The 24862-nt window shown below is 33.4% G+C and carries 10 protein-coding genes; 6 read left to right on the top strand and 4 right to left on the bottom strand.

The annotated features are described in order from the left end of the window. Positions 1-49 precede the first annotated feature (49 nt). Genes Q0881_RS01345 through Q0881_RS01335 form a run of 3 tightly spaced genes read right to left on the bottom strand, consistent with a single transcriptional unit; the run spans position 50 to position 3749 of the window. The gene (locus Q0881_RS01345) at positions 50-1006 is read right to left on the bottom strand and encodes a hypothetical protein (RefSeq protein WP_299156222.1); all 957 of its coding nucleotides are present in this window, start codon (positions 1004-1006) and stop codon (positions 50-52) included. A gap of 7 nt (positions 1007-1013) precedes the next feature. Continuing rightward, positions 1014-2030, bottom strand: coding sequence for a sugar phosphate nucleotidyltransferase (locus Q0881_RS01340; RefSeq protein WP_299156220.1), 1017 nt, complete (start codon positions 2028-2030; stop codon positions 1014-1016). Positions 2031-2087: 57 nt separating this feature from the next. After that, entirely contained in the window at positions 2088-3749 is a 1662-nt protein-coding gene (locus Q0881_RS01335; protein WP_299156218.1) for an ABC transporter ATP-binding protein, read from the bottom strand. 289 nt (positions 3750-4038) lie between these two features. On the opposite strand from Q0881_RS01335, the gene Q0881_RS01330 reads away from it, so the two are divergent. From Q0881_RS01330 to Q0881_RS01305, 6 genes are all read left to right on the top strand, one after another. Next, positions 4039-6393 carry a CUB domain-containing protein gene (locus Q0881_RS01330; protein ID WP_299156216.1) on the top strand — a complete coding sequence of 785 codons (2355 nt, stop codon included), beginning with the start codon at positions 4039-4041 and terminating at the stop codon, positions 6391-6393. A 90-nt stretch (positions 6394-6483) separates the two neighbouring features. Then, positions 6484-10758, top strand: coding sequence for a GEVED domain-containing protein (locus Q0881_RS01325; protein WP_299156214.1), 4275 nt, complete (start codon positions 6484-6486; stop codon positions 10756-10758). A 240-nt stretch (positions 10759-10998) separates the two neighbouring features. Continuing rightward, positions 10999-14403: a GEVED domain-containing protein gene (locus tag Q0881_RS01320; protein ID WP_299156212.1), complete on the top strand. Its 3405-nt coding sequence runs from the start codon at positions 10999-11001 to the stop codon at positions 14401-14403. A gap of 208 nt (positions 14404-14611) precedes the next feature. Then, entirely contained in the window at positions 14612-18094 is a 3483-nt protein-coding gene (locus Q0881_RS01315) for a M4 family metallopeptidase (RefSeq protein ID WP_299156210.1), read from the top strand. 190 nt (positions 18095-18284) lie between these two features. Beyond that, positions 18285-22295 carry a M4 family metallopeptidase gene (locus Q0881_RS01310; protein ID WP_299156208.1) on the top strand — a complete coding sequence of 1337 codons (4011 nt, stop codon included), beginning with the start codon at positions 18285-18287 and terminating at the stop codon, positions 22293-22295. Between the two features lie 75 nt (positions 22296-22370). Next, entirely contained in the window at positions 22371-24233 is a 1863-nt protein-coding gene (locus tag Q0881_RS01305) for an ABC-F family ATP-binding cassette domain-containing protein (RefSeq protein ID WP_299156206.1), read from the top strand. Between the two features lie 173 nt (positions 24234-24406). On the opposite strand, the gene Q0881_RS01300 is transcribed toward Q0881_RS01305, so the two are convergent. Then, a complete protein-coding gene (locus Q0881_RS01300) occupies positions 24407-24850 on the bottom strand; it encodes a DUF1772 domain-containing protein (RefSeq protein WP_299156204.1) in 444 nt (147 codons plus the stop codon). Positions 24851-24862: the final 12 nt, after the last annotated feature.

Here is a 24862-nt window from a genome sequence, read left to right as displayed (position 1 = left end):
ATAAAAATTAGTGTATAATATTTCATAAATTAAATAATAGCGAAGAAAATTATTTTAAAATCTTAGCTGCTTTGTTTTTATAAGATTTTACTTTTTTGGTATCATTTAAACCTTGATAAGCTCTGGCAATTTCTAAATATAATTTAGCTTCAATTTCGTTATTATCAATTACAAAATCGATGCCATTTTGCAAGCTTTGAATTGCTTTTTTATATTGACTTTTATTATTTAAAGCTTTTCCATTCATAAAATATACAAACGGTTGTGCTGGAAATAAAGCTAGACCTTTTTCACTGTATTTTAATAAATCATCATGATTATTGAGTGATAATTTATCTAATAAAAGTTTTAAGGTTTTAAATGACTTTTCTTTTTCAAAAGCAGATCTTAAATCAGTACTTACAATTTTGTTTTTTACTTCTTCTTTTTCAGGTTGTTTATAGTCTAGTTTTTCTTGAATTGACCTTAACCTTGAATTTAATAATTTAGCATCTTTAAGTTCTAATAAAACTCGTTTTGCAGAAGAAACGTCTCTATTTTGCAAATGCAAAAAAACTAAGAACCGCTTTTTTTTAGGAAATTGTTGAGCAATTTTTTTTTGTACTTGAATAGCTTCATCAAAAGCAGCAATTTTTCTTAAAATATAAACTTGGTGCTCTAAGAGCCAAATGTTTTCAGAATCATTTTTTAATGCTAGTTTTATATATTCTAAAGCTTCGTTATTTCTTCCTAATTTTAAATAATTTTTAGAAAGCTCAAATAGAACAGATTTATTATTTGAATCTAATTCATTACATTTTTCTAGAAATTGAATGGCTTTTTGATAATTAAAAATAGCTTTATTAGATAGCGCTTTAAAGAAGTTTTCTTGAAATTCTATATTATCTTTTTCACTAACATCCTCAGATGGAGGAATACTATCCTGAGCTTTTAGGGAGAAAAAAGAGAAAAAAACGAAAAATAGAGACAAAAAATACTTTTTTCTTGCCTCTTTAATTTTTCGCATCTTTTTTTTATGTGAGTTCTGTATAATCACCTATACTTACCGATGTATAATTAGCATTATATTTTGCATGATTACCAATCATGGCATTATCTAAATTTGCATTAGAAATTTGAACATTTGTTTGTATTAATGAGTTTATAATAGTTGAGTTTTCAACTATACTATTTTCACCAATAGAAACAAAAGGTCCAATTTTAGTATTTTTTAAAACTACGTTTTTACCAACATAACAAGGCTGAATAATTTCTGAGTTTTCTAATACAACGTCATTAGCTACTAAATTGTTGCCATTAGCTTGCTCAAAACCTAAAACTTGTTTGTTTGTATCTACAGTAGGGTCTTTTTTTCCACAGTCCATCCATGCATCAACTTTGCCAGGAATAAATTGTGCTCCTTGTTGTTTTAACGATTCTAAGACATTGGTTAATTGATATTCACCATTTTCTGTTAAATTGTTATCAAGTAAATATTTTATTTCTTGACGAACCTTAGCACCATCTTTAAAATAATAAATACCAATAATAGCTAAGTCAGAAACAAACTCTTTAGGTTTTTCAACGAAATCAGTAATAATACCATTATTTAATTTTACAACACCAAAAGCACTTGGGTCTTCTACTTGTTTTACCCAAATGGCTCCATCTGCATTAGAATCTAATTTAAAATCAGCTTTAAATAAAGTATCTGCAAAAGCAACTACACAAGGACCGTCTAATGATTTTTCTGCACAGTAAATTGCATGCGCAGTTCCTAAAGCTTCTTCTTGAACATATACAGAACCTTTAGCTCCAAGATCTTCAGCTATATTTTTAAGTTTATCAGCAGTATTAGCAGGAAAACCTTTAGCAGCAGGGCCAATTATAAAAGCAATTTCTTCTATAGGTTGGTTTACTACTGAGGTAATATCTTCAACTAAACGTTGAACAATTGACTTACCAGCTATAACAGTTAAAGGCTTTGGGATAGTTAAAGTATGAGGTCTCAAACGAGATCCAATACCAGCCATAGGGACTATAATTTTCATGTTTTTCTTTTCGTTTTTTAACAGTGCAATATACTATTAATATAGTATTGAAAAAAGTTAAAGCCCTTTAGGTATGGCTTCTATTAATGTTTTAGTGTATATTGTTTTTGGATTATTATAAATTTCATCAGCATCAGCAATTTCTTCTATTTTACCTTTGTTCATAACTACTAGTTGGTCAGCCATATATTTAACTACAGATAAATCGTGTGAAATAAATATATATGTAAAATTAAATTCAGCTTTTAATTTATTTAATAAGTTTAAAACTTGAGCTTGAACAGAAACATCTAAAGCAGAAACAGATTCGTCACATATAATTAGTTTTGGTTGTAAAGCAATAGTTCGAGCAATACCAATTCGTTGTCTTTGACCTCCAGAAAATTCATGAGGATATCTATTAAAGTGCTCTTTTTCTAAACCAACCTTTTCTAATAAATTGAGCACATAATTTTTTCTTTCTTTTGAAGAATTTAAAATATTGTGAACTTTCATTGGTTCAAGAATAGCATTACCAATTGTAATTCTTGGGTTTAAAGAAGAAAAAGGATCTTGAAATATAATTTGTATGTCTTTTCTTAGTTTCTTAAAACTAGATTTTGAAAGCTTGCTAATGTCGGTGCCTTTATATAAAATTTGCCCAGAACTAGGCGTTTCTAATTGTAAAATTGTTCTACTTAAGGTGGTTTTCCCACATCCACTTTCTCCAACTAAACCTAAGGTTTCCCCTTTATAAATTTTAAAAGAAATATTATTTACTGCTTTAACTATGTTAGGTTTAGAAAACCAAGAAGCATTAGATATAAAATTTTTATGGAGGTTTTTAATCTCTAATAAAGGAGGTTTGCTATAGATGTTTTTATGATATTCTAAACGTTCTTCATTTGTATATAAAGTAGTATCTACCGAATTATTAATAAAATTAGTTACAGTAGGTAATATTTTAAAACGTTTTTTAGTAGTGGGTTTTGAATTTATTAAAGCTTTAGTATAGTTTTCTTTTGGTCTAAGAAAAATACTAGAAGAAACACCCTGTTCTATAATTTTACCTTTATGCATTACAACAAGAGTATCGGCAATTTCAGAAACTAAAGCTAAATCATGGGAAATAAAAAGTATTCCCATTTTAAATTCTTGCTGTAACTCTTTTAAAAGTAGAATAATTTCATTCTGAACAGTAACATCTAAAGCTGTTGTAGGCTCATCTGCAATTAATAACTGAGGTTTACAAGCAATAGCCATAGCAATCATAACTCGTTGTTTTTGGCCTCCACTTATTTGATGAGGATAAGAGTTATAAATATCATTAGGTCTAGGTAATTTAACTTTGTTAAAAAGAGAAAGTACTTCTTGCTTTATTTCATTGGTAGATAAACTTGTGTGTAATTGCAAAATTTCCGCAACTTGAAAACCACAAGTTAAGGTAGGGTTTAATGAACTCATAGGTTCTTGAAAAATCATAGCGATGTTGCTACCTCTAACTTTTTGAAATTCTTTATTGTTATATGTTAGTAAATCTTTTTCTTTAAAAAGTATCTCACCTTTTATATCTGCAAACTTAGGAAGAAGCCCTAAAATAGCGAGCGAGGTTATAGATTTTCCACTTCCACTTTCACCTACAATACCTAATATCTCATTTTCCTGTAAACTAAAAGAAATGTTTTTAACAACAGCAGGCGATTTTTTAAAACTTATTTCTAAATTTTTTATTTGAAGCATTCGCATAAAATTTTAATAAAAATACAATTAATCTTATTGAAAATTTGTTGGCAAGTGTTTTTTTTAAAAAGTTTTAAAAAAGCATTAAACCTACTGTAGTACTGGGTTTTTAAAAAAACGAAAAGATTTGAAGGTATTAAAAATATTTGTTTTTTGCAAAAAAAATAGCATAACTAATGTTTTTTTCTATATTTGTTGCCCGTTTAACAAAAATTTAAGAGGTTTTGTTGTGAATATGATAATACGTGCCTCTTTATTGATAAATAATTAATTAAAAACCCCTTCAGAAATGAAAAACAAAATTACTCTGGCATTTTTATGCTTATTTTTTATTGGAGCAGCATTTGCTCAACAAAAAAGAACTTGTTCTGTAATGGAAGATTTAGAGCATAGAAAGCTCAATGATCAAGGTCTTGAAAACCGAATGAAAGAGATAGAAAAGTTTACTCAAAAGAGAGTTAAACAAATGGAAAATACTCAAGGCAAAGTAGCTGGAAGTATTATTACAATTCCAGTTGTAGTGCATGTTTTATATACTAATTCTACAAATAATATTAGTAATGCACAAATTCTTTCTCAAATTGATGTATTAAATAAAGATTTTAGAAGAAATAATACTGATAAAACAAATAAATGGTCACAAGCAGCAGATACTCAAATAGAGTTTGCTATGGCTAAAGTAGATCCAAGTGGAAACGCGACTACTGCAATTACTAGAAAACAAGTAAGTGGATCAGATTGGGGAACAAAATATAAGTCATATAATGCAATGAAGAGTTCATCTTCAGGTGGAGTTAGTCCATGGAATACTGCTGAGTATTTAAATATGTGGATTGTTCCTAAAATGACTAATACTAGCCCACAAGGTGATAGAACTATATTAGGATATGCTCAATTTCCAGGAGGTGCAGCTGCTACTGATGGTTTAGTAATGATACATGATGCTTTTGGTTCTACAGGAACATTAAATCCTTCTTTTAATTTAGGAAGAACAACTACACATGAAATAGGACATTATTTAAATTTACGTCATATTTGGGGAGATGGAGATTGTAGTAAAGATGATTTTGTTTCAGATACACCAAAATCTGATGCGGCAAACTATGGTTGTAAAACAGGACATGTTTCTTGTGGATCTGAAGATATGGTTCAAAACTATATGGATTATTCAGATGACGCTTGTATGAATTTATTTACTACTGGTCAAAAAAACAGAATGCGTGCAGTGTTAGAATCTGGAGGTTCTAGACGTGCTTTAGCATTATCTGATAAGTTTGGAAATGGTGGTGGTACTACACAAGACCCATGTAACGGTGGAGCTACAGTAACAGATAATAGTGGTTCTTTCAACGATGGAAGTGGAAGTCAAGACTATGCAAGTAATAAAAATTGTACTTGGTTAATCAAACCAGCTAATGGAGGAAAGGTCACTTTAAACTTTAGTAGTTTTAATACTGAAAGTGGTTATGATTTTGTAACTGTTTATGATGGAACAACAGCAAGCGCAACACAGTTAGGGAAATTCTCAGGAACTTCTACTCCAAGTGCAGTAACTTCTACAGGAAATGCAATGTTTGTTAAATTTACCTCTGATGGATCTGTTACAGCAGCAGGATGGGCAGCAAATTATACTTCTTCTACTTCAAGTGCAGATACACAAGCACCAAGTGCACCAGCAAGTTTAGCAGCATCTAATGTAGCACAAACTACTTTAACATTAAACTGGTCAGCTTCTTCAGATAATGTAGGAGTAATAGAATATGATGTATATAGAGGATCTACAAAATTAGGATCTACAGCAAATACTTCTGTAAATATTACAAGTTTAACTGCGGGTACAGCTTATACTTTTTCAGTAAGAGCTAAGGATGCAGCAGGAAATGTATCAGCAAATAGTAATACAGTTAATGTTTCAACTTTATCAAATTCAGTATCGTACTGTTCATATAAAGGAACAACTTCTTATGAATGGATTGACTATGTATCATATGGAGGTATGACAAATTCTACTGGAGCAAATGGAGGTTATGGAAATTTTACTTCAAAAGTAGCAACTGTTGCACAAGGAAGTACAAGTAAAATTGTATTAAGTGTAGGATATGCTAGTACAGTTTATAAAGAATATTGGTCAGTTTGGATCGATTTTAATAAAAATGGAACTTTTGAAACAAGTGAGAGAGTTGTTGCAGGATCTGCATCTAGTGCAGGAAATGTATCTGCAGATCTTACAATCCCAGCATCAGCACAATTAGGACAAACAAGAATGCGTGTAGCAATGAAAGATACTGCACAACATACAACTTCTTGTGGAACATATAATTATGGAGAAGTTGAAGATTATACTGTAAATATTACAGCAAGTACAACAAGAGATTCAGAATTAGTTAGAGCTGATAAATTAGGAAATGAATCAGGTTTAAGTTTAATGGCTTATCCAAATCCTTCATCTGATTTTGTACAGGTTGAATTAGCTTCTAAATCAAATGAAATAACATATAAGGTTGTAAATACAATCGGAAAAGTTGTAAAAGAAGGTCGTTTAGATTCTCGTAGTTTAAATGTATCTAACCTAAATTCAGGAATATATATTTTAGAAGTTAATGATGGTCAAAAATTATTAAAAACTAAAATTATCAAGAAATAGCTTACTAAAACTAATTAGGCTATAGGAAACCCGAGCTTTTTGCTCGGGTTTTTTCATAAATTTTATTAACCCAATCAAAACCCTTTAACAATGAATAACAATTTAAAGTTATTAATGGGTGGTTTGTCATTAGCTTTGGTTACAACCATAGGCTATAAGCATTTTTCTGAAGAGAAAGAGAGCTTAGATGTTGAAAAACAACGACAAATTCACGCAGAATTTTTAAAAAACAGTCCTTATCAAGAAACCTTGAAATGGGATAAAAAAAAGAGAAAAAACTATGGTTTACCACCAAATCGATATTTCGAGCAGATGTGGGAACTTTCAATCAACCCTTCTACTGGTGAATTAGATGAAGGTGATTTGAATAAATTGCGAGAAGAGATTGTAATGAATAGGCAAGCTCAAAAATCTCCTGGAGAAGATGGTAATTCATGGGAAGAAAGAGGACCTAACAATGTAGGAGGTAGAACTAGAGTAATAATGTTTGATCCTAATGATGCTACTAACAATACTGTTTACGCAGGTGGAGTAAGTGGAGGTTTGTGGAAAAACACAAATATTAGCAATGCCAACACGCAATGGCAAAGAGTTCAGAATGTGCCAGGAAACTTATCAGTAACTTCTATTACAGTAGATCCAAGAAATTCGAATACTTGGTATGTAGGTACTGGAGAGCAATATACTGGAGGAGATGTTGTTGGTAATGGTGTATATAGAACAACTGATGGAGGAACTACTTGGGTTTCAGTAAATATTCCAGCAGCTGGTACCGCAATTATTAACCATAATGCAAGTAATATTTTTCTTTCAGGAGTACATTTTGTAAACGATATTTTGGCATGGGATAACGGAGCGTCAACAGAGTTATTTGTTGCAGTTGGAGCATATGTTTATAAAAATTCATCAACTCCAAAAAATTGGTTAGGATTGCAATCAGCAGGTATCTATCGTTCTACTAATAATGGAACTACATGGAGTAGGATAGAATCTGACAATATGAAGTATACTTTTAGCGGGAATGATTATTATTACATACCTAATGATTTAGAAGTAAGTGCTAATAATACTATTTGGATGGGGACAATTAAGTCTGTATTAAGTGCAACTAGCGGAGGTAGAGTGTATAGTTCAACTAATGGTTCTACTTGGACTGAGGCTGCAACTTCTCCTTTAACAGATTCAAATAGAGTTGAATTAGAACCTTCAGCAACGGATGCAAATAAAATTTATGCTCTTACAGAAGGTTTAGCAAGAGATGCTCAAGATAGATTAATTGACCCAGTTCATATCTATAAAACAACAAATGGTTTTACAACAATAACAGCAACTTCATTACCAAATGATGCTGATACAGATATTGCTGCAAAAGATTTTACAAGAGGACAATCGTTTTATGATTTAGTGATAGAAGCTGATCCTGCAAATGATAATATTGTTTATGTTGGAGGAATTGACTTGTTTAAAACTACCAACGGAGGAACTTCTTGGTCTCAATTATCTCACTGGTATGGTGGTTTTGGAATAGCTAATAATGTACATGCTGATCAGCACTCAATTGCTTTTGGGAATAATTCATCAACAAGAATGTTATTTGGTAATGATGGAGGAATCTATTATTCAAGTAATGCAGGAGCGGCAATTAGTAAGAGAAATAAAGGATACAATGTAACACAATTTGTAAAAGCAGCTATAGGTCCAGATGGAGCAGGAGATGTTGATGGTATTTTTAGTGCTGGAGCTCAGGATAATGGTACCCAGGGGTTTAGGAATGCTGTAGCTGGAGTTAACAGCTCAACAGAAGTATCAGGAGGTGATGGTTTTTATACATTTATTGATAAAGATGGGCAGTATATGATAGCAACCTATACTAACAATGTTATCTATAGGTTTAATTTACCTTGGAATGGAGTGAGTAGAATACGAGGAGGAGCAACAACGATATTAAATGAAAGAACTACAGGTGATTTTGTAAACCCAATGGGGTATGATAGTCAAGCAAATCGTTTATTATCGAATGCTTCTGCTGCTACTAAATCTATTAAAAGTATTAATGTAGCATCTAATACAAAAGGAAATATTACAAACGCTCTTTTAGATGCGAGTCCTACTGCTTTTCAAGCGTCTCCTTTTGCAAACAATACATGGTATGTTGGATTATCTAATGGTAAACTATTAAAATTAACCAATGTTACTAATAGTAATGCAACATGGACAAATGTTGTTACTCCGTTTGTTGGATCAATATCATCAGTTCGTTTTGGAGCTACTGAAGATGATATTTTTGTAACAATGCATAATTATGGTGTAACAAGTGTTTGGGTAACTAGTGATGGAGGAACTAATTGGGTAAATAAAGAAGGAGACTTACCAAATATTCCAGTAAGAGACATTTTACAAAATCCATTAGATAGAACAGAAGCTATTTTAGCAACACAATTAGGTGTATGGTCTACTTCTAATTTTAATGAAGCTAATCCAACTTGGGCTCAGGCATATAACGGTATGAGTGATGTAAGTGTAACTTCTTTTGATTATTGGAATATAAATGGTAACCATGCTCAAAATAAAATTATTGCATCTACTTATGGTAGAGGTGTGTTTACAGGAAGTTTTACAGCAAATGCAGTTGCTGACGCTGAAGCGCCAACGGTACCAAGTAATGTATCTGCTTCAAGTGTTACTGCAACTTCATTAACTTTAAGTTGGACGGCTTCTACTGATAATATAGCCGTATCTGGTTATGATGTATTTCAAGGAACTACTAAAGTAGGAACTACAACTAGTACGTCATATAATGTAACAGGTTTAACAGCGAGTACTGCATATTCTTTTACGGTTAAAGCAAAAGATGCAGCAGGAAACGAATCTGCGGAAAGTAGTGCTGTAGGTGTTACTACTACAGCAGCAACAATTACATATTGTGCGTCTAATGGTACTACATCGTATGCAACTGGGATTACAAGAGTTGTATTTGGATCTATTAATAACGCAGATGGTCCAGCAAAAGATAAAGGTTATGAAGATTTTACAAGTATAAGTACTACTGTATCACAATCTTCATCAGAAAATCTTACTGTGTCAGTAAATACTGATGGTAACTATAGAATTGATGTTATTGCTTGGATTGACTGGAATCAAGATGGTGACTTTTCTGATAGTGGAGAAACTTTTGATTTAGGAAACATAAGTAATGTATCAAACGGAGCTTTACCAGCAAAAGCTATAGCTGTACCTGCAGAAGCAAAAGTTGGAGCAACTAGAATGAGAATTTCTGCTCTATATAATGCGAACCCTACATCTTGTCAAACTAATTTTGATGGAGAAGTTGAAGATTATACTGTTAATATACAAGGAGCAGTTGCAGATACAACAGCACCAAGTGCACCAAGTAGTTTAGCTGCTGCTAGTATAGCACAAACTACCTTAACATTAAACTGGACTGGATCTACTGATAATGTAGGCGTAACAGGATACGATGTATATAGAGGAGCTACTAAATTAGGATCAACTACATCTGCAACTACTTATAATGTAACAGGTTTAACTGCAGCAACAGCGTATACATTCTCTGTAAAAGCAAAAGATGCAGCAGGAAATGTATCAGCATCAAGTAATGTAGTTAATGCAACAACTTTAGGAGCATCTGTTACTTATTGTACTTATAAAGGAACAACTTCTTATGAGTGGATTGACTATGTGTCTTATGGAGGAATAACAAATGCTACAGGAGCTAATGGAGGTTATGCTGATTTTACTTCCCAAGTGGCAACAGCGGCTCAAGGAAGTACTAGTAAAATTGTACTAAGTGTAGGTTATGCAAGTACCGTTTATAAAGAATATTGGTCAGTTTGGATTGATTTCAATAAAAACGGAACTTTTGAATCAAGTGAAAGAGTTGTTTCTGGATCAGCATCAAATGCAGGAAATGTATCTGCTGATATTGCAATTCCAGCCTCAGCACAGTTAGGACAAACAAGAATGCGTGTAGCAATGAAAGATACTGCACAACATACAACTTCTTGTGGAACATATAACTATGGAGAAGTTGAAGATTATACTGTTAATATTACAGCATCAGCAGCATCAACTAATGTTGATGAGATTGCTGATAGTCTTTTAGATCAAGATGCTACATCTGATTTTATGGCATATCCAAACCCAGCAAGAAATTATGTGCGCGTTAAATTAGCTTCTAAAGCTAGTAATATGACGTATAAGCTTGTAAATACAATTGGAAAAGTTGTTCAATCTGGTTATTTAGATGCATCTAATTTAGATGTGTCTAATTTAAACACAGGTATCTATATATTAGAAGTTAATGATGGTCAAAAATTATTAAAAACTAAAATAATGAAGAAGTAATTTGAACTTCAGGGACTTATATGAAAATATAAGTCCTTTTTTTACAAAACTCCATAAACCTATATAAACACTAGGTTTATGGGGTTTTTTTATTGTGTTTTTTTGAATTTTATTTTGTGTATTTTAACTTGGATTAGGAATAATTCATTTTTTTAGTATATTTGTCGACGAAATGATAAAATATTGTGATAATTTAATATTTATTTCACTAAACAATAACTAATCAAAATAACCCTTCAAATGAAACAAAAGTACTTTAAGAGTATAGTTTTAGCGAGTGCTATTTTGGGATTAAGTTTCCAAGCACAAGCACAGAGCAAAAGTGAGGTTGAAAAAATCAAAAGTCAATATGACTTAGGTAAACTTCAAAGAATTCAAAAAACTTTAAAAACCAAAGAAGATTCTGAGAGAAAAGAAGCTTTAAGGTTAGCAAAACAAAAAGGTTGGAAAACTACTATCGAAACAGAAGATGGTAGATTTATGTCGTTACAAAGAGTAGTAAATGGAAAACCAATTTATTATACAACATTTAATGTAGCAGCAGCAAAATCAACTAGAACAAATCATTTAAATTCTGGCGGATCATTAGGATTAAATTTAATGGGTCAAGGAATGACTGCCTATGTTTGGGATGGTGGTATTGCAAGAGCTACGCACCAAGAATATGATGGAGCTGGAGGTAACAATAGATATTCTGTTGTTGATGGTCACTCAACATTAAACTTTCACGCAGCTCACGTAACAGGAACTATTATGGCTTCTGGTGTTGTTGCGAATGCTAAAGGTATGGCACCACATTCTAAGGTAAAAGGAGCATACTGGGATAATGATAAATCAGAAGCAACTACTCAAGCTTCTAACGGTATGATTATTTCTAATCACTCATATGGTTATGCTACTAGAAATCAGTTTGGTCAAGTACAATTACCACAACATTATTTTGGTGGTTATATTGCAGAATCACGTGCTTGGGATGAGATTATGTTTAATGCACCAAACTATTTAATGGTTGTGGCTGCAGGTAACGATGGTAGTGATAATACTGCAAATACAAATCCAACAGGAGGTTCAGGTTTCGATAAATTAACAGGGCACTCAACATCTAAAAACAACTTAGTTGTTGCCAATGCACAAGATGCTAATATTGATGCTAGTGGTAACTTAGTTTCTGTTTCAATAAACAGTTCAAGTAGTGAAGGACCAACTGATGATTTTAGAATTAAACCAGACATTACAGGTAATGGTACAGGAGTGTACTCTACTTACCAAAACAGTGATACTGCTTATAATTCTATAACGGGTACTTCAATGGCTTCGCCAAATGTAACAGGATCATTATTATTATTACAACAACACCATAAAAACTTAAATAGTGGTAACTTTATGAAAGCTGCTACTTTAAAAGGTTTAGCATTGCATACAGCAGATGACGCTGGAGCTTCTGGACCTGATGCAGTTTTTGGATGGGGATTATTACATACTAAAAGAGCAGCAGAAGCAATTACTAACAAAGGAAATCAATCTAAAATTGAAGAATTAACGTTAACTTCTGGTCAAACATATACAATTACTGTTGATTCTGATGGAACAAGTCCATTATTAGCTTCAATTTCTTGGACTGATAGACCTGGTACTGCTAATACAACAGTAAATTCTACAACACCAGTTTTAGTAAACGATTTAGATTTAAGAGTTACTAAAGGTGGAACTACTCATTTACCATATGAGTTAACTGGAGCAACTACGAATACAAAAAGAGATAACAATGTAGATCCTTTTGAAAGAGTTGATGTTTCTGGAGCATCTGGAACATATACTATTACAGTAACTCATAAAGGTACTTTAATTGGAGGTAGTCAAAACTATTCTTTAATTGTAACAGGACTTACTGGTACGCCAGTTGTATGTAATGCAACAGTACCAACAGGAGTTTCAACTAGTGGCGTAACTGCTACAGGAGCAACAGTAAACTGGACGGCAGTAGCAGGAGCAACATACGATGTTAGATATAAAGCTACATCTTCTTCTTCTTGGACTACAAATGCAGTTTCTGGAACTACACAAGCGTTAAGTGGATTATCTGCTTCAACTCAATATGAAGTTCAAGTTCGTTCTAAGTGTTCTTCAGGGAACTCTAACTATAGTGCTTCTGTAAACTTTACTACACCAGCTGTACAAATTAATTATTGTGCATCTAGTGGTAATACTTCGTATGCTACTGGTGTAACAAGAGTTCGTTTTGGATCTATTGATAATGCTGATGGTACAGCAAAAGACAAAGGTTATGAAGACTTTACTAGTATGAGTACTACGGTATCTCAATCTTCTAATGTAAATCTTATTGTAAATGTAAATACAGATGGTAACTATAGAGTTGATGCTATTGCATGGATTGACTGGAATCAAGATGGTGATTTCGCTGATAGTGGAGAAACTTTTGACTTAGGAAATATTAGTAATGTATCTAATGGTGCTTTAACTACTAAAGTAGTAGCAGTTCCTGCTGGTGCAAAAGTAGGAAACACAAGAATGAGAGTTTCTGCTAGATATAATGCAAACCCAACATCTTGTCAAACTAATTTTGATGGAGAAGTTGAAGATTATACTGTTAATGTACAAGGAGCAGTTGCAGATACAACAGCACCAAGTGCACCAAGTAGTTTAGCTGCTGCTAATATAGCACAAACTACCTTAACATTAAACTGGACTGCATCTACTGATAATGTAGGCGTAACAGGATACGATGTATATAGAGGAGCTACTAAATTAGGATCAACTACATCTGCAACTACTTATAATGTAACAGGTTTAACTGCAGCAACAGCATATACATTTACTGTAAAAGCAAAAGATGCTGCTGGTAACGAATCTTCATCTAGTAATGTAGTAAATGCAACAACATTATCTAATGTAGTATCGTATTGTGCATCTAAAGGAACACGAGTTACTTACGAGTGGATTGATTATGTAGCGTTTGGAGGTATGACTAACAGTACTGGAGCTAATGGAGGATATGGAGATTTCACATCTAAAGTAGCAAACGTAGCACAAGGAAGTACAAGCCAATTAGTAGTAAGTGCAGGATTTAGTGGTACAGCTTATAATGAATACTTTGTAATTTGGATTGATTATAACGGTGATGGAGACTTTACTGATAGTGGAGAGCAAGTAACTTCAGGAAATTCAACAAGTTCAGGAAACAGAACGGCGAATATTACTGTACCTGCAAGTGCAAAATTAGGACAAACTAGAATGCGTGTATCTATGAAGTATAATTCGGCACCAACATCATGTGAGGCAAACTTAGGTGATGGAGAGGTTGAAGATTATACGGTAAATATTACTGCATCATCATCTAGTTTAAATGTAGTTTATTCTGGTGATGTTCAAGGTGAAACTATTACATCGAATGATATATCAGATTTAATGGCTTATCCTAACCCAGCTGTTAACTATATGCAAGTTAAGTTTGCATCTAAATCTAATGCAGTTAGCTATAAGATTGTTAACACAATTGGAAAAGTTGTACAAGCTGGTCGTTTAGATTCATCTAACTTGAATATATCTAGTTTAAATTCAGGTATATACATATTAGAAGTTAATGATGGTCAAAAACTATTAAAAACTAAAATAATGAAGAAATAAGAGTTTAAAACTCAATTATTTTTTTAATCCGTTAAACCCAATCAATTACTGGGTTTAACGGATTTTTTTATTGTATTTTACTGAAAATCAAATATTTAAGTAGTTTTTGTTTGTTTTTTTATTATATTTATAATGTAAATGATAAAATATTAAGATTTATCTAATATAAAAATCATTATACAATTAATTAACTAACTTAAACCCTTCAATGATGAAGCACAATTATTTAAAAAATGTGTTTTTATCTTCTTTACTATTGGCCGGAATTACTTCCGTTAGCGCCCAAGAAAATAGAGGATTAAAACAGATTAAATTTGAAAAATCTTCAAAAATCTCTTTGCAACAAGCACCAGATTTAATCAGAAAAAAACTAGAACTTTCCCCGAACGACAACTTACAAAAAATTAAATCTGAAGTAGATGACTTAGGATTTACCCACGAAAAATTTCAGCAAAAATTTAAAGGAATAAAAGTTGAATTTGGTACTTATACTGCGCATGCAAAGAATAGTACTTTACAAAGCATGAACGGTGAATTTTATGATGTAGGTAAAGTAAATGTTACCCCAAAATTATCTAAGCAAACTGCTTTTAATAAAGCGATAGCTTATACAGGAGCTGAGAAGTATCTTTGGGAGCAACCAAAAGAAGCAAAAGCTTTAGGGAATTATAAAAAACCTGAAGGTGAATTGTTAATTCTGCCTAGAGAAGTAATTGGAACACTAGCTGCACGATTAGTGTACAAGTTTGATATTTATGCTACTCAACCTTTAAGTAGAGGAGATTTGTATGTAGATGCGCATACTGGCGAAGTTCTGTTTTTCAATGCAACAATTAAGCATTTAGATGAACACGAGCATTCTTCAAAGAATTTAGGTGCAGTAAGTAATGCGGGAGCTAAATTTATTGAAACGCTAGCAACTGGTAATGCTGCAACTCGATATAGTGGAACACGCTCTATAACTACTCGAGTAATTAGCGGTAATTATGCGTTAAGAGACAATACGAGAGGAAATGGAGTGAACACTTATAATAGTGGTGGTCAACCAAGTTACCCATCAACAAATTTTACGGATGCCGATAATAATTGGACCGCTGCTGAATTTGATAATGCTGCTAAAGATAATGCTGCTTTAGATGCACATTGGGGTGCTATGATGACGTATGATTATTTTCAAGCTAAACATAGTAGAAATAGTTATAATGGTTCTGGTGCTGCTATAAATAGTTATGTACATTACGATAATATTGCTGGAGGTGCTGGTTATGATAATGCCTTTTGGAATGGTTCTGTGATGACTTATGGTGATGGTTCTTCTAATGGACAAGAAGGTAATGGAAGCTTTGATGCATTAACAAGTATTGATGTTGCGGCTCATGAGATTGGTCATGCTGTTTGTTCTAATACAGCAAATTTAGCTTACCAGAGAGAATCTGGAGCTTTAAACGAAGGTTTTTCTGATATTTGGGGTGCTGCTGTTGAGCATTTTGCTAAAGGTAATGGAAGCGATACGGCTCCAAGTGCTGCCGTATGGTTAATTGGAGATGAGATTGATAGAAGAACTGGAGCTGTAGCTTTACGTTCTATGAGTAATCCAAATGAAAGAAGTCAACCAGATACGTATGGAGGTACGCACTGGAAAGAACCAAATTGTGGAACACCAACTAGAGCAAACGATTATTGTGGAGTACATACTAACTCTGGTGTTTTAAATTACTGGTTTTATTTACTAACTGTAGGTGGATCTGGTACTAACGATATTAACAATGCTTTTAATGTTGCTGGTATTGGTATGGCTAAAGCTGCTAAAATATCGTATCGTTTAGAAGCAAATTATTTGTCTGCTAATTCTAAATTTGCTGACGCTAGAACTGGTGCAATTACTGCTGCTACAGATTTATATGGAGCAAATAGTGCTGAAGTAATATCTGTTACCAATGCATGGCATGCAGTAGGTGTTGGTGATGCTTATGTACAAGCTTGTGCTTTGGCTGCACCAACTAATTTTTCTGGAGGAAGTATTAATGATAACGGATTTACGTTAACATGGACTGCTGTTTCTGGCGCTGCATCGTATACTGTAACTGCTAATGGAAACTCTACTACTGTAACTACTACTACGCAAGTTATTACTGGTTTAAATGCTGGAACAGCGTATGCTTGTACTGTAACTGCAAATTGTTCTGCTGGAGGTAGTGGTACTGCTGCTAATGTATCTGTAACCACTACAGGAACGGCACCTCTTACGTATTGTACTTCTAAAGGAGCGAACGTTAGTGATGAGTATATTCAAAAAGTAGAATTAGGTACTATTAACAATACGTCTACTGGTGGTAATGGATATTCTGATCATACCTCTATTTCAACAAATTTAACAAAAGGTGAATCGAATACTATAACTATTACTCCTAAATGGACTGGTACTATTTATGATGAAGGATATGGTGTTTGGATTGATTATAATAAAGATGGCGATTTTTCTGATGCTGGTGAAACGGTTTGGACGAAAGCTAAATCTAAAACAACGCCTGTAAGTGGAAGCTTTACGGTACCTGCTTCGGCAACAAATGGTGCTACAAGAATGCGTGTGGTTATGAAATATAATGCTACGCCTACTGCTTGTGAAACTTCTATACAATACGGTGAAGTTGAAGATTATACTGTAGTTATTGGAGCTGCTCAAGCTGATACTACTGCACCAAGTGCACCAAGTAGTTTGGCTGCGGCTAGTATAGCGCAAACTACGTTAACATTAAATTGGACTGCTTCTACTGATAATGTAGGGGTAACTGGTTATGATGTGTATAGGGGTGCTACAAAAATTGGATCGACTACTACTGCTACTACTTATAATGTAACTGGATTAACTGCTGCAACTGCTTATACTTTCTCTGTAAAAGCTAAAGATGCTGCTGGTAACGAATCTTCATCTAGTAATGTTGTAAACGCTACTACGTTATCGAATCAGGTTTCTTATTGTGCTTCTGCTGGAACTAGAGTTACTTATGAGTGGATTGATTATGTAGCTTTTGGTGGAATGACCAATACTACTGGTGCTAATGGTGGTTATGGAGATTTTACTTCTAAAGTAGCAACTGTTGCCCAAGGTAGTACAAGCCAATTAGTAGTGAGTGCTGGTTTTAGTGGTAGTTCTTATAACGAACACTTTATTGTTTGGATTGACTTTAATGGTGATGGTGATTTTTCTGATGCTGGTGAACAAGTGACTTCTGGTAATTCAACAAGTGCAGGAAATAGAACTGCTGATGTTACCGTTCCTGCTGGTGCAACCTTAGGACAAACAAGAATGCGTGTTTCTATGAAATACAATTCGGCACCTACCGCATGTGAGGCTAACTTAGGTGATGGAGAGGTTGAAGATTATACGGTAAACATTACTGCATCTAGTTTAGGTATTGTTGATACAAATGTGAGTGGAGAAACGATTACGACTCAAGATATAACGGACTTAATGGCTTATCCAAATCCAGCTACTAATAGTATTCAGCTAAAATTAGCTTCTGAGTCTACTAACATGTCTTATAAAATTATAAATACTATAGGGAAAGTTGTACAAATTGGTCGTTTAAATTCATCTAACATAAATATTTCTAAACTAAATACTGGAATGTATATTTTAGAAGTTAATGATGGTCAGAAATTATTAAAGACTAAATTAATGAAGGAGTAAGTAGGGTAAACCCTTACTTATATTATGGGAAAACCTGAACGAAACATCGTTCAGGTTTTTTTCGTTTTTTTTCGTTGTTGAAAAACTATTTTTTTAATACATTTATTGCATGAAGAATAAAATTTTAAGAGTTTTTTATTAAAATTTTATCTTTCATGTATTTTTTTATTAATCAAAACCCCCCGGAACAATGAAACACAATTGTATTAAAAATGTGTTTTTAGCATCTTTCATGCTTGCTGGTTTTTTAACTACCACGGCACAAGAAAGTAGAAGTCTAAAGCAAATTAAGATGGTTGAATCTTCAAAAGCATCTTTGCAAAAAGCCCCCGAAATTCTTCGAAAAAAATTAAAACTCTCCTCCCACGATGGTTTGGTAAAAATCAAGCAAAAAAGTGATGATCTTGGTTTTACTCATGAGAAATTTCAACAGAATTTTAAGGGTATTAAAGTAGAATTTGCCACCTATGCTGCGCATGCTAAGAATGGTAAATTAAGAACTATGAATGGCCAGTTTTATGATGTTGGTAAAGTTAACATTATACCTAAGTTATCTAATAAACAGGCTTTTCAAAAAGCATTAGATCATACTGGTGCTGAAAAATATCTTTGGGAATATCCGAAAGCTGCCAAAGAAATGGACAATTACCAAAAGCCTACTGGTGAATTGGTGATACTTCCGAAAGAAGTTTTACGTAGCGATGCTCCTAAATTAGCATACAAATTTGACATTTTTGCTGCTAAGCCAATTAGTCGTGGATATTTGTATATCGATGCGCACTCTGGTAAAGCCTTATTTTACAATGCTATTATTAAGCATGTTGATAAGTTTGGTCATGTTGGTGATCTTAAAAAGAGCGCTAAGATTAATAAGAATGAAACCTTAGATGCCTTATTTGTTTCTGGTTCTGCTCAAACTCGTTATAGCGGTACACGTTCTATTGACACCAGAAAAGATGGTGCTGTGTATACTTTGAATGACGAAACTAGAAAGGTATATACTAGAGATGCGAAGCATCAAACCAATATTGGTTATCCTTATGTTAGTAACTTCGATGAGTTTGAAGATAATGATAATAATTGGACGACTGCTGAGCATAGTGCTAATAAAGACAATGCTGCTTTAGATGCGCATTGGGGTGCTATGATGACGTATGATTATTTTAAAAACAATCATAATAGAGATAGTTTTGATGACAACGGTACTGCTATTCGTAGTTATGTTCATGTTAAAACTGATTATGATAATGCTTTTTGGAATGGTTCTGTTATGTCTTATGGTGACGGTTCTTCTGATGGTACTGAAGGTAATGGACGTTTTGATGCTTTAACAAGTATTGATGTTGCGGCTCATGAAATTGGACATGCTGTATGTACTAATACTGCTGCTTTAGCTTACCAACGTGAATCTGGTGCCATGAATGAAGGTTTTTCTGACATTTGGGGTGCTGCTGTTGAGCATTTTGCTAAAGGTAATGGTAGTGACACTGCTCCTGACCCTTCTGTTTGGTTGATTGGTGATGAAATTGATAGACGTGTTGGCGCGGTTGCTTTGCGTTCTATGAGTAATCCTAATGAAAGAGGGCAACCTGATACTTATGGTGGTACACATTGGAAAGATCCTAACTGTGCTTTTCCTAGTCAATTTAATGATTATTGTGGTGTTCATACCAATTCGGGTGTTTTAAACTACTGGTTTTACTTACTTACTGTTGGTGGTTCTGGTACAAATGATATTGGTAACAGTTTTAATGTTAGTGGTATTGGTATGACTAAGGCTGCTAATATTTCGTATCGTTTAGAAGCTAATTACTTATCGGCTAATTCTACTTTTGAAGAAGCTAGAGAAGGTGCTATTATTGCTGCTTCTGATTTATATGGTGAGGATAGTGCTGAGGTTTTTGCTGTAATTAATGCTTGGTATGCTGTGGGAGTTGGAGAACTTTGTTTCTTAGACGCTCCTAGTAATTTTGCTGCTTCTAATATTCAAGACCATCAATTTAATTTAACTTGGGGTATTGTTCCTTCTAATAACGCTTATACTTTAGAAGTTACTGCTGTTGTTGCTGGTGTTTATTCTCCTGGTGAAAGTTCGGTAACGAGTGCTAATGCTTTAGTTTCTGGTTTAGATCCTGGTACTGAATATATTTGTAAGGTTACTGCTAAATGTACTGATGGTGGTAGTGGTAAAACTAGTGTTTTACATGTTACTACTTCTGGTGTTGCTCCTTTACGTTATTGTATTTCTAAAGGGAATAATGTTGATGATGAGTATATTGGACGTGTTCAATTAGGTAGTATTGATAATACGACCCCTAAAGGTAGCGGTTATACGGATCATACTGATCTTTCTACTGATTTAGCTATTGGTTCTTCGAATACTATTACGGTTACTCCTGTATGGCGCGCTACTGCTTATGAAGAAGGTTATGGTGTATGGATTGACTATAACCATGACGGTGATTTTTCTGATCCTGGTGAAAATGTTTGGATTAAAGATAAATCGAATGATACTCCTGTGAGTGGTTCGTTTACTGTTCCTTCTGATGCTACTTTGGGTGCTACTAGAATGCGTGTTGTTATGAAATACGATGCTACTCCTACTGCTTGTGAAAAGTTATTTTCTTATGGTGAAGTTGAAGATTATACTGTTGTTATTACTTCTGCTTCTTTAGATACTGATGCTCCTACTATTCCTGCTAATTTTATGGCTACGAATGTTACCTTATCTTCGGCTACCTTAACTTGGGATGCTTCTACTGATAATGTTGGCGTTGTTGGTTATGATGTTTACCAAGGTACTTCTTTGGTTGAAACTGTTACGGATACTTCTTTTGCTGTTAGTGGCTTAACGATGAATACTTCGTATACCTATTCTGTGCATGCTAAAGATGCTGCTGGAAATATTTCGGATGCTATTGAAACTACGTTCATGACTTTAAATGATACGGAAGCTCCTAGTACTCCTTTAAATTTAGTTGTTTCTAATATTGGCATGTCTACTGCTAGTTTAGCTTGGGATGCTTCTACTGATAATATTGGTGTTGTTGGTTATGATGTTTATCAAGGTGCTATCTTGGTTGAAACGGTTACCGGTACTTCTTTAGATGTTATTGGTTTAACGATTGATACTTCGTATGCTTTTTCTGTACATGCTAAAGATGCTGTTGGCAATGTTTCTGCTGCTGCTGAAATTACGTTTACTACTTTAGGTGATACTGAAGCGCCTTCTGTTCCTGGTAATTTAACCGCTACTGGTATTACTAAAAACAAGGCTACTTTAAACTGGAACCCTTCTATTGATAATGTTGGGGTTGTTGGTTATGATATTTATAGCGGTGCTACTTTAGTTAGCTCTACGTCTTCTACTTCTAAACAAGTTACTGGGTTGAATGCTGGTACTACGTATACGTATTCTGTGAATGCTAAAGATGCTGCCGGTAATATTTCTGGTGTTGCTAATGTTACTTTTAAAACTGTTTCGAATGGTCCTACGTATTGTTCGGCTCAAGGTAATAGTACTAGTATTGCTTGGATTGATTATGTTGCCGTTGGTGGTATGTCTAAAAGCTCTGGTTCTAATGGTGGCTATGCTAATTTTACCAATAAAGTTGGTTCTCTTAGTAAAGGTGGTAGTTCTTTGATTACTGTAAGTGCTGGTTATGCTAGTAATAACAATAGACCTACAATGTTTTTTGCTGTTTGGATTGATTTCAATCAGAATGGTTCTTTTGATAATAATGAACGTATTATGACTAATGCTTCTAGTCAGCAAGGTAATAGATCTACTAGTTTCTCTATTCCTCATTCGGCGAAGTCTGGAAAAACAAGAATGCGCGTTGCGATGCGTTATAATAGAGAACCTAATTCTTGTGGTTCTTTTTCTAGTGGTGAAGTTGAAGATTATTCTATTACTATTGGTTCTGGTAATTTTGCTTTTGATTTTGATGGTGAGGCTGATGACTCTGCCATTTCTAAGATGTTAGTGTATCCTAACCCGGCAGTGAATTTTATTCAAGTTAAACTTCCTTCTACCAATGGAAATATGGATTATAAGATTGTTAACACGATTGGTAAAGTTGTACAATCTGGTCGTTTAATTTCTTCGAATATTCGTATTTCTAATTTAAATACTGGTATGTATATTTTAGAAGTTAACGATGGTGAAAAATCGTATAAAACCAAGTTAATAAAGAATTAATAAGGGATATTTATTAACTAAAGAAAACCCGAGCTTTTGCTCGGGTTTTTTGTTTCTTTGCATAAATTTTAGCAAATGAATTACCTTTCTGTAGAAAACATATCAAAAGCTTACGGTGAAAAAGTATTGTTTGAAGACCTTTCTTTTGGAATTAACAAAGACCAAAAGATTGCTTTTGTTGCCAAAAATGGTAGCGGAAAAACTTCTATTTTAAACATTGTTGCTGGTATTGATGAGTCTGATACTGGACAGGTTGTTAGTAGAAAAGGTATTGATATTGCGTATTTATCTCAAGACGATCAATTAAATACTGAGTTAACTATTGAAGAAACTATTTCTTCTACTGATAATAAGGTTTTGTCTATTATTAGACAATATGAAAAGGCTTTAGAAAACCCTGGTGATGCTGAAGCGTATCAAGATGCTTTTGAGTTAATGGAGCAGCATAATGCTTGGGATTTTGAAACTCAATACAAGCAAATTTTATCAAAGTTAAAATTAGATAATTTACAGCAAAAAGTTGGCTTACTTTCTGGTGGACAAAAGAAACGTTTAGCCTTGGCTATTGTTTTGATTCAAAAGCCTGATTTGTTAATTTTAGATGAGCCTACCAACCATTTAGATTTAGAAATGATTGAGTGGTTAGAGGCCTTTTTTGCTAAAGAAAAGATTACCTTATTTATGGTTACGCACGACCGTTACTTTTTAGAGCGTGTTTGTAATGAAATTATTGAATTAGAAAATGGTAAACTTTATAAATACAAAGGTAATTACTCGTACTATTTACAAAATAAAGAAGAGCGTTTAGCTTTAGAAGCTACCAACTTAGGTAAGGCTAAAAGTTTGTTTAAAAAGGAATTGGATTGGATGCGCCGTCAGCCTAAAGCGCGTACTACGAAGTCGAAATCTCGTATTGATGATTTTTTCCAAATTAAAGAGAAAGCTCACAAGCGTAGAAATGATCATGAAGTTCAGTTAGAAATTAACATGGAGCGTTTGGGTAGTAAAATTGTGGAGCTTCATAAAATGAAAAAATCGTTTGATGACAAAGTTATCTTAGATGGTTTTGATTATGTGTTTAAACGTGGTGAGCGTATTGGTATTATTGGTAAAAATGGTACTGGTAAATCTTCTTTTTTAAATATGCTAACGGGTTCTATTGAATTGGATGGCGGTAAAGTTATTATTGGCGAAACCGTAAAGTTTGGGTATTATACCCAAAAAGGTATTGTTATTAAAGAAGGGCAAAAAGTTATTGAAGTTATTAAAGAATTTGGTGAATATATTCCGTTAAGTAAAGGGCGTAAGATTTCTGCTGGGCAATTGCTTGAACGTTTTTTGTTTGACAAAAAAAAGCAGCACGATTTTGTTGAAAAATTAAGTGGTGGTGAGCAAAAGCGTTTGTACTTATGTGCAGTGTTAATTCAGAATCCGAATTTTTTAATTTTAGATGAGCCTACCAACGACTTGGATGTTGTTACGCTGAATGTTTTAGAAAACTTTTTATTAGACTATCCTGGGAATTTAATGGTGGTTTCCCACGACCGTTATTTTATGGATAAGATTGTTGACAATTTATTTGTGTTTAGAGGTGAAGGACAGATTGATAACTTTCCTGGTAATTACTCTGATTTTAGAGCTTATGAAGACTCTAAACCGAAAGAAGTTAATGAGGTAAAGAAAGAAGTTATTGCGCCTGTAAAAACTGCTAAAAAGGGTGTTTTAAGTTTTAATGAGAAACGCGAATGGGGCTTGTTGGAAAAAGACATTGACAGGTTGCAAAAGAAAAAGAGCGTTATTGAAGGTAAATTTATGAACGCTGAGTTTTCTCCTGAAGAAATTAATGATAAATCTATTGAACTTCAACAACTAACCGATGATTTAGAAGTTAAGGAAGAACGTTGGTTTGAACTTTCTATGAAGTTGGAAGGGGAGTAGTATTGAATTTCTTTTTTTTGTTTTTAACATAGCGCATAAAAAGTTACTGTTTTCTTATTAGCTGTACGACACGTTTTTTATGCTTGACTGTTTTTACTTTATACTATCTTTTTTGAGTAACTTTTTAATGACTAGGTTTTATTGATTGTGTTCTCTGGTGTTATTTTTTGCTTTTATTTTGTGTAGACTGCTAATACTATAAATGCTATAAAGATTAAGCCGTTTAGTATTGTTCTTACTAAATGTAGTCCTCCCCATTTTTGTATGTCTCTTTCTGTTTGTTCTGATAATGGATCTACATTTTTGTTCATTAATCGTCTGTTTGTTGGCATCATAAAGTATAGTGTATATGGACCGTTTAAATGCATTAGCATTGCGATTCCAAACCACCACCAATTTCCTGAACCTGTAGAATACATTAATGCTATTAGTGTTGTAATTATTGATAGTATTAATACACATCTATGTGTTTTATTAAAAAAGGGTTTAAATACTTCTATTGCTGTTTCTTTTTTTGCCTTTCGCAATATTGGATGTACGATTATACTTGCTGTTAATGCGATTCCAAACTGTGCTCCCATTAATACTAGGATTAATACTGTTATTGTATTGTTCATGTTTTCTTTGTT

Source organism: uncultured Tenacibaculum sp. (assembly GCF_947494125.1).
In the GTDB taxonomy this organism is placed as follows: domain Bacteria; phylum Bacteroidota; class Bacteroidia; order Flavobacteriales; family Flavobacteriaceae; genus Polaribacter.
This window is presented reverse-complemented; position numbering and strand designations above follow the sequence as displayed.

Coding starts and splice junctions, on each gene's coding strand:
- Q0881_RS01345 (WP_299156222.1), bottom strand. CDS start 1,006: ATGCGAAAAATTAAAGAGGCAAGAAAAAAGTATTTTTTGTCTCTATTT.
- Q0881_RS01340 (WP_299156220.1), bottom strand. CDS start 2,030: ATGAAAATTATAGTCCCTATGGCTGGTATTGGATCTCGTTTGAGACCT.
- Q0881_RS01335 (WP_299156218.1), bottom strand. CDS start 3,749: ATGCTTCAAATAAAAAATTTAGAAATAAGTTTTAAAAAATCGCCTGCT.
- Q0881_RS01330 (WP_299156216.1), top strand. CDS start 4,039: ATGAAAAACAAAATTACTCTGGCATTTTTATGCTTATTTTTTATTGGA.
- Q0881_RS01325 (WP_299156214.1), top strand. CDS start 6,484: ATGAATAACAATTTAAAGTTATTAATGGGTGGTTTGTCATTAGCTTTG.
- Q0881_RS01320 (WP_299156212.1), top strand. CDS start 10,999: ATGAAACAAAAGTACTTTAAGAGTATAGTTTTAGCGAGTGCTATTTTG.
- Q0881_RS01315 (WP_299156210.1), top strand. CDS start 14,612: ATGATGAAGCACAATTATTTAAAAAATGTGTTTTTATCTTCTTTACTA.
- Q0881_RS01310 (WP_299156208.1), top strand. CDS start 18,285: ATGAAACACAATTGTATTAAAAATGTGTTTTTAGCATCTTTCATGCTT.
- Q0881_RS01305 (WP_299156206.1), top strand. CDS start 22,371: ATGAATTACCTTTCTGTAGAAAACATATCAAAAGCTTACGGTGAAAAA.
- Q0881_RS01300 (WP_299156204.1), bottom strand. CDS start 24,850: ATGAACAATACAATAACAGTATTAATCCTAGTATTAATGGGAGCACAG.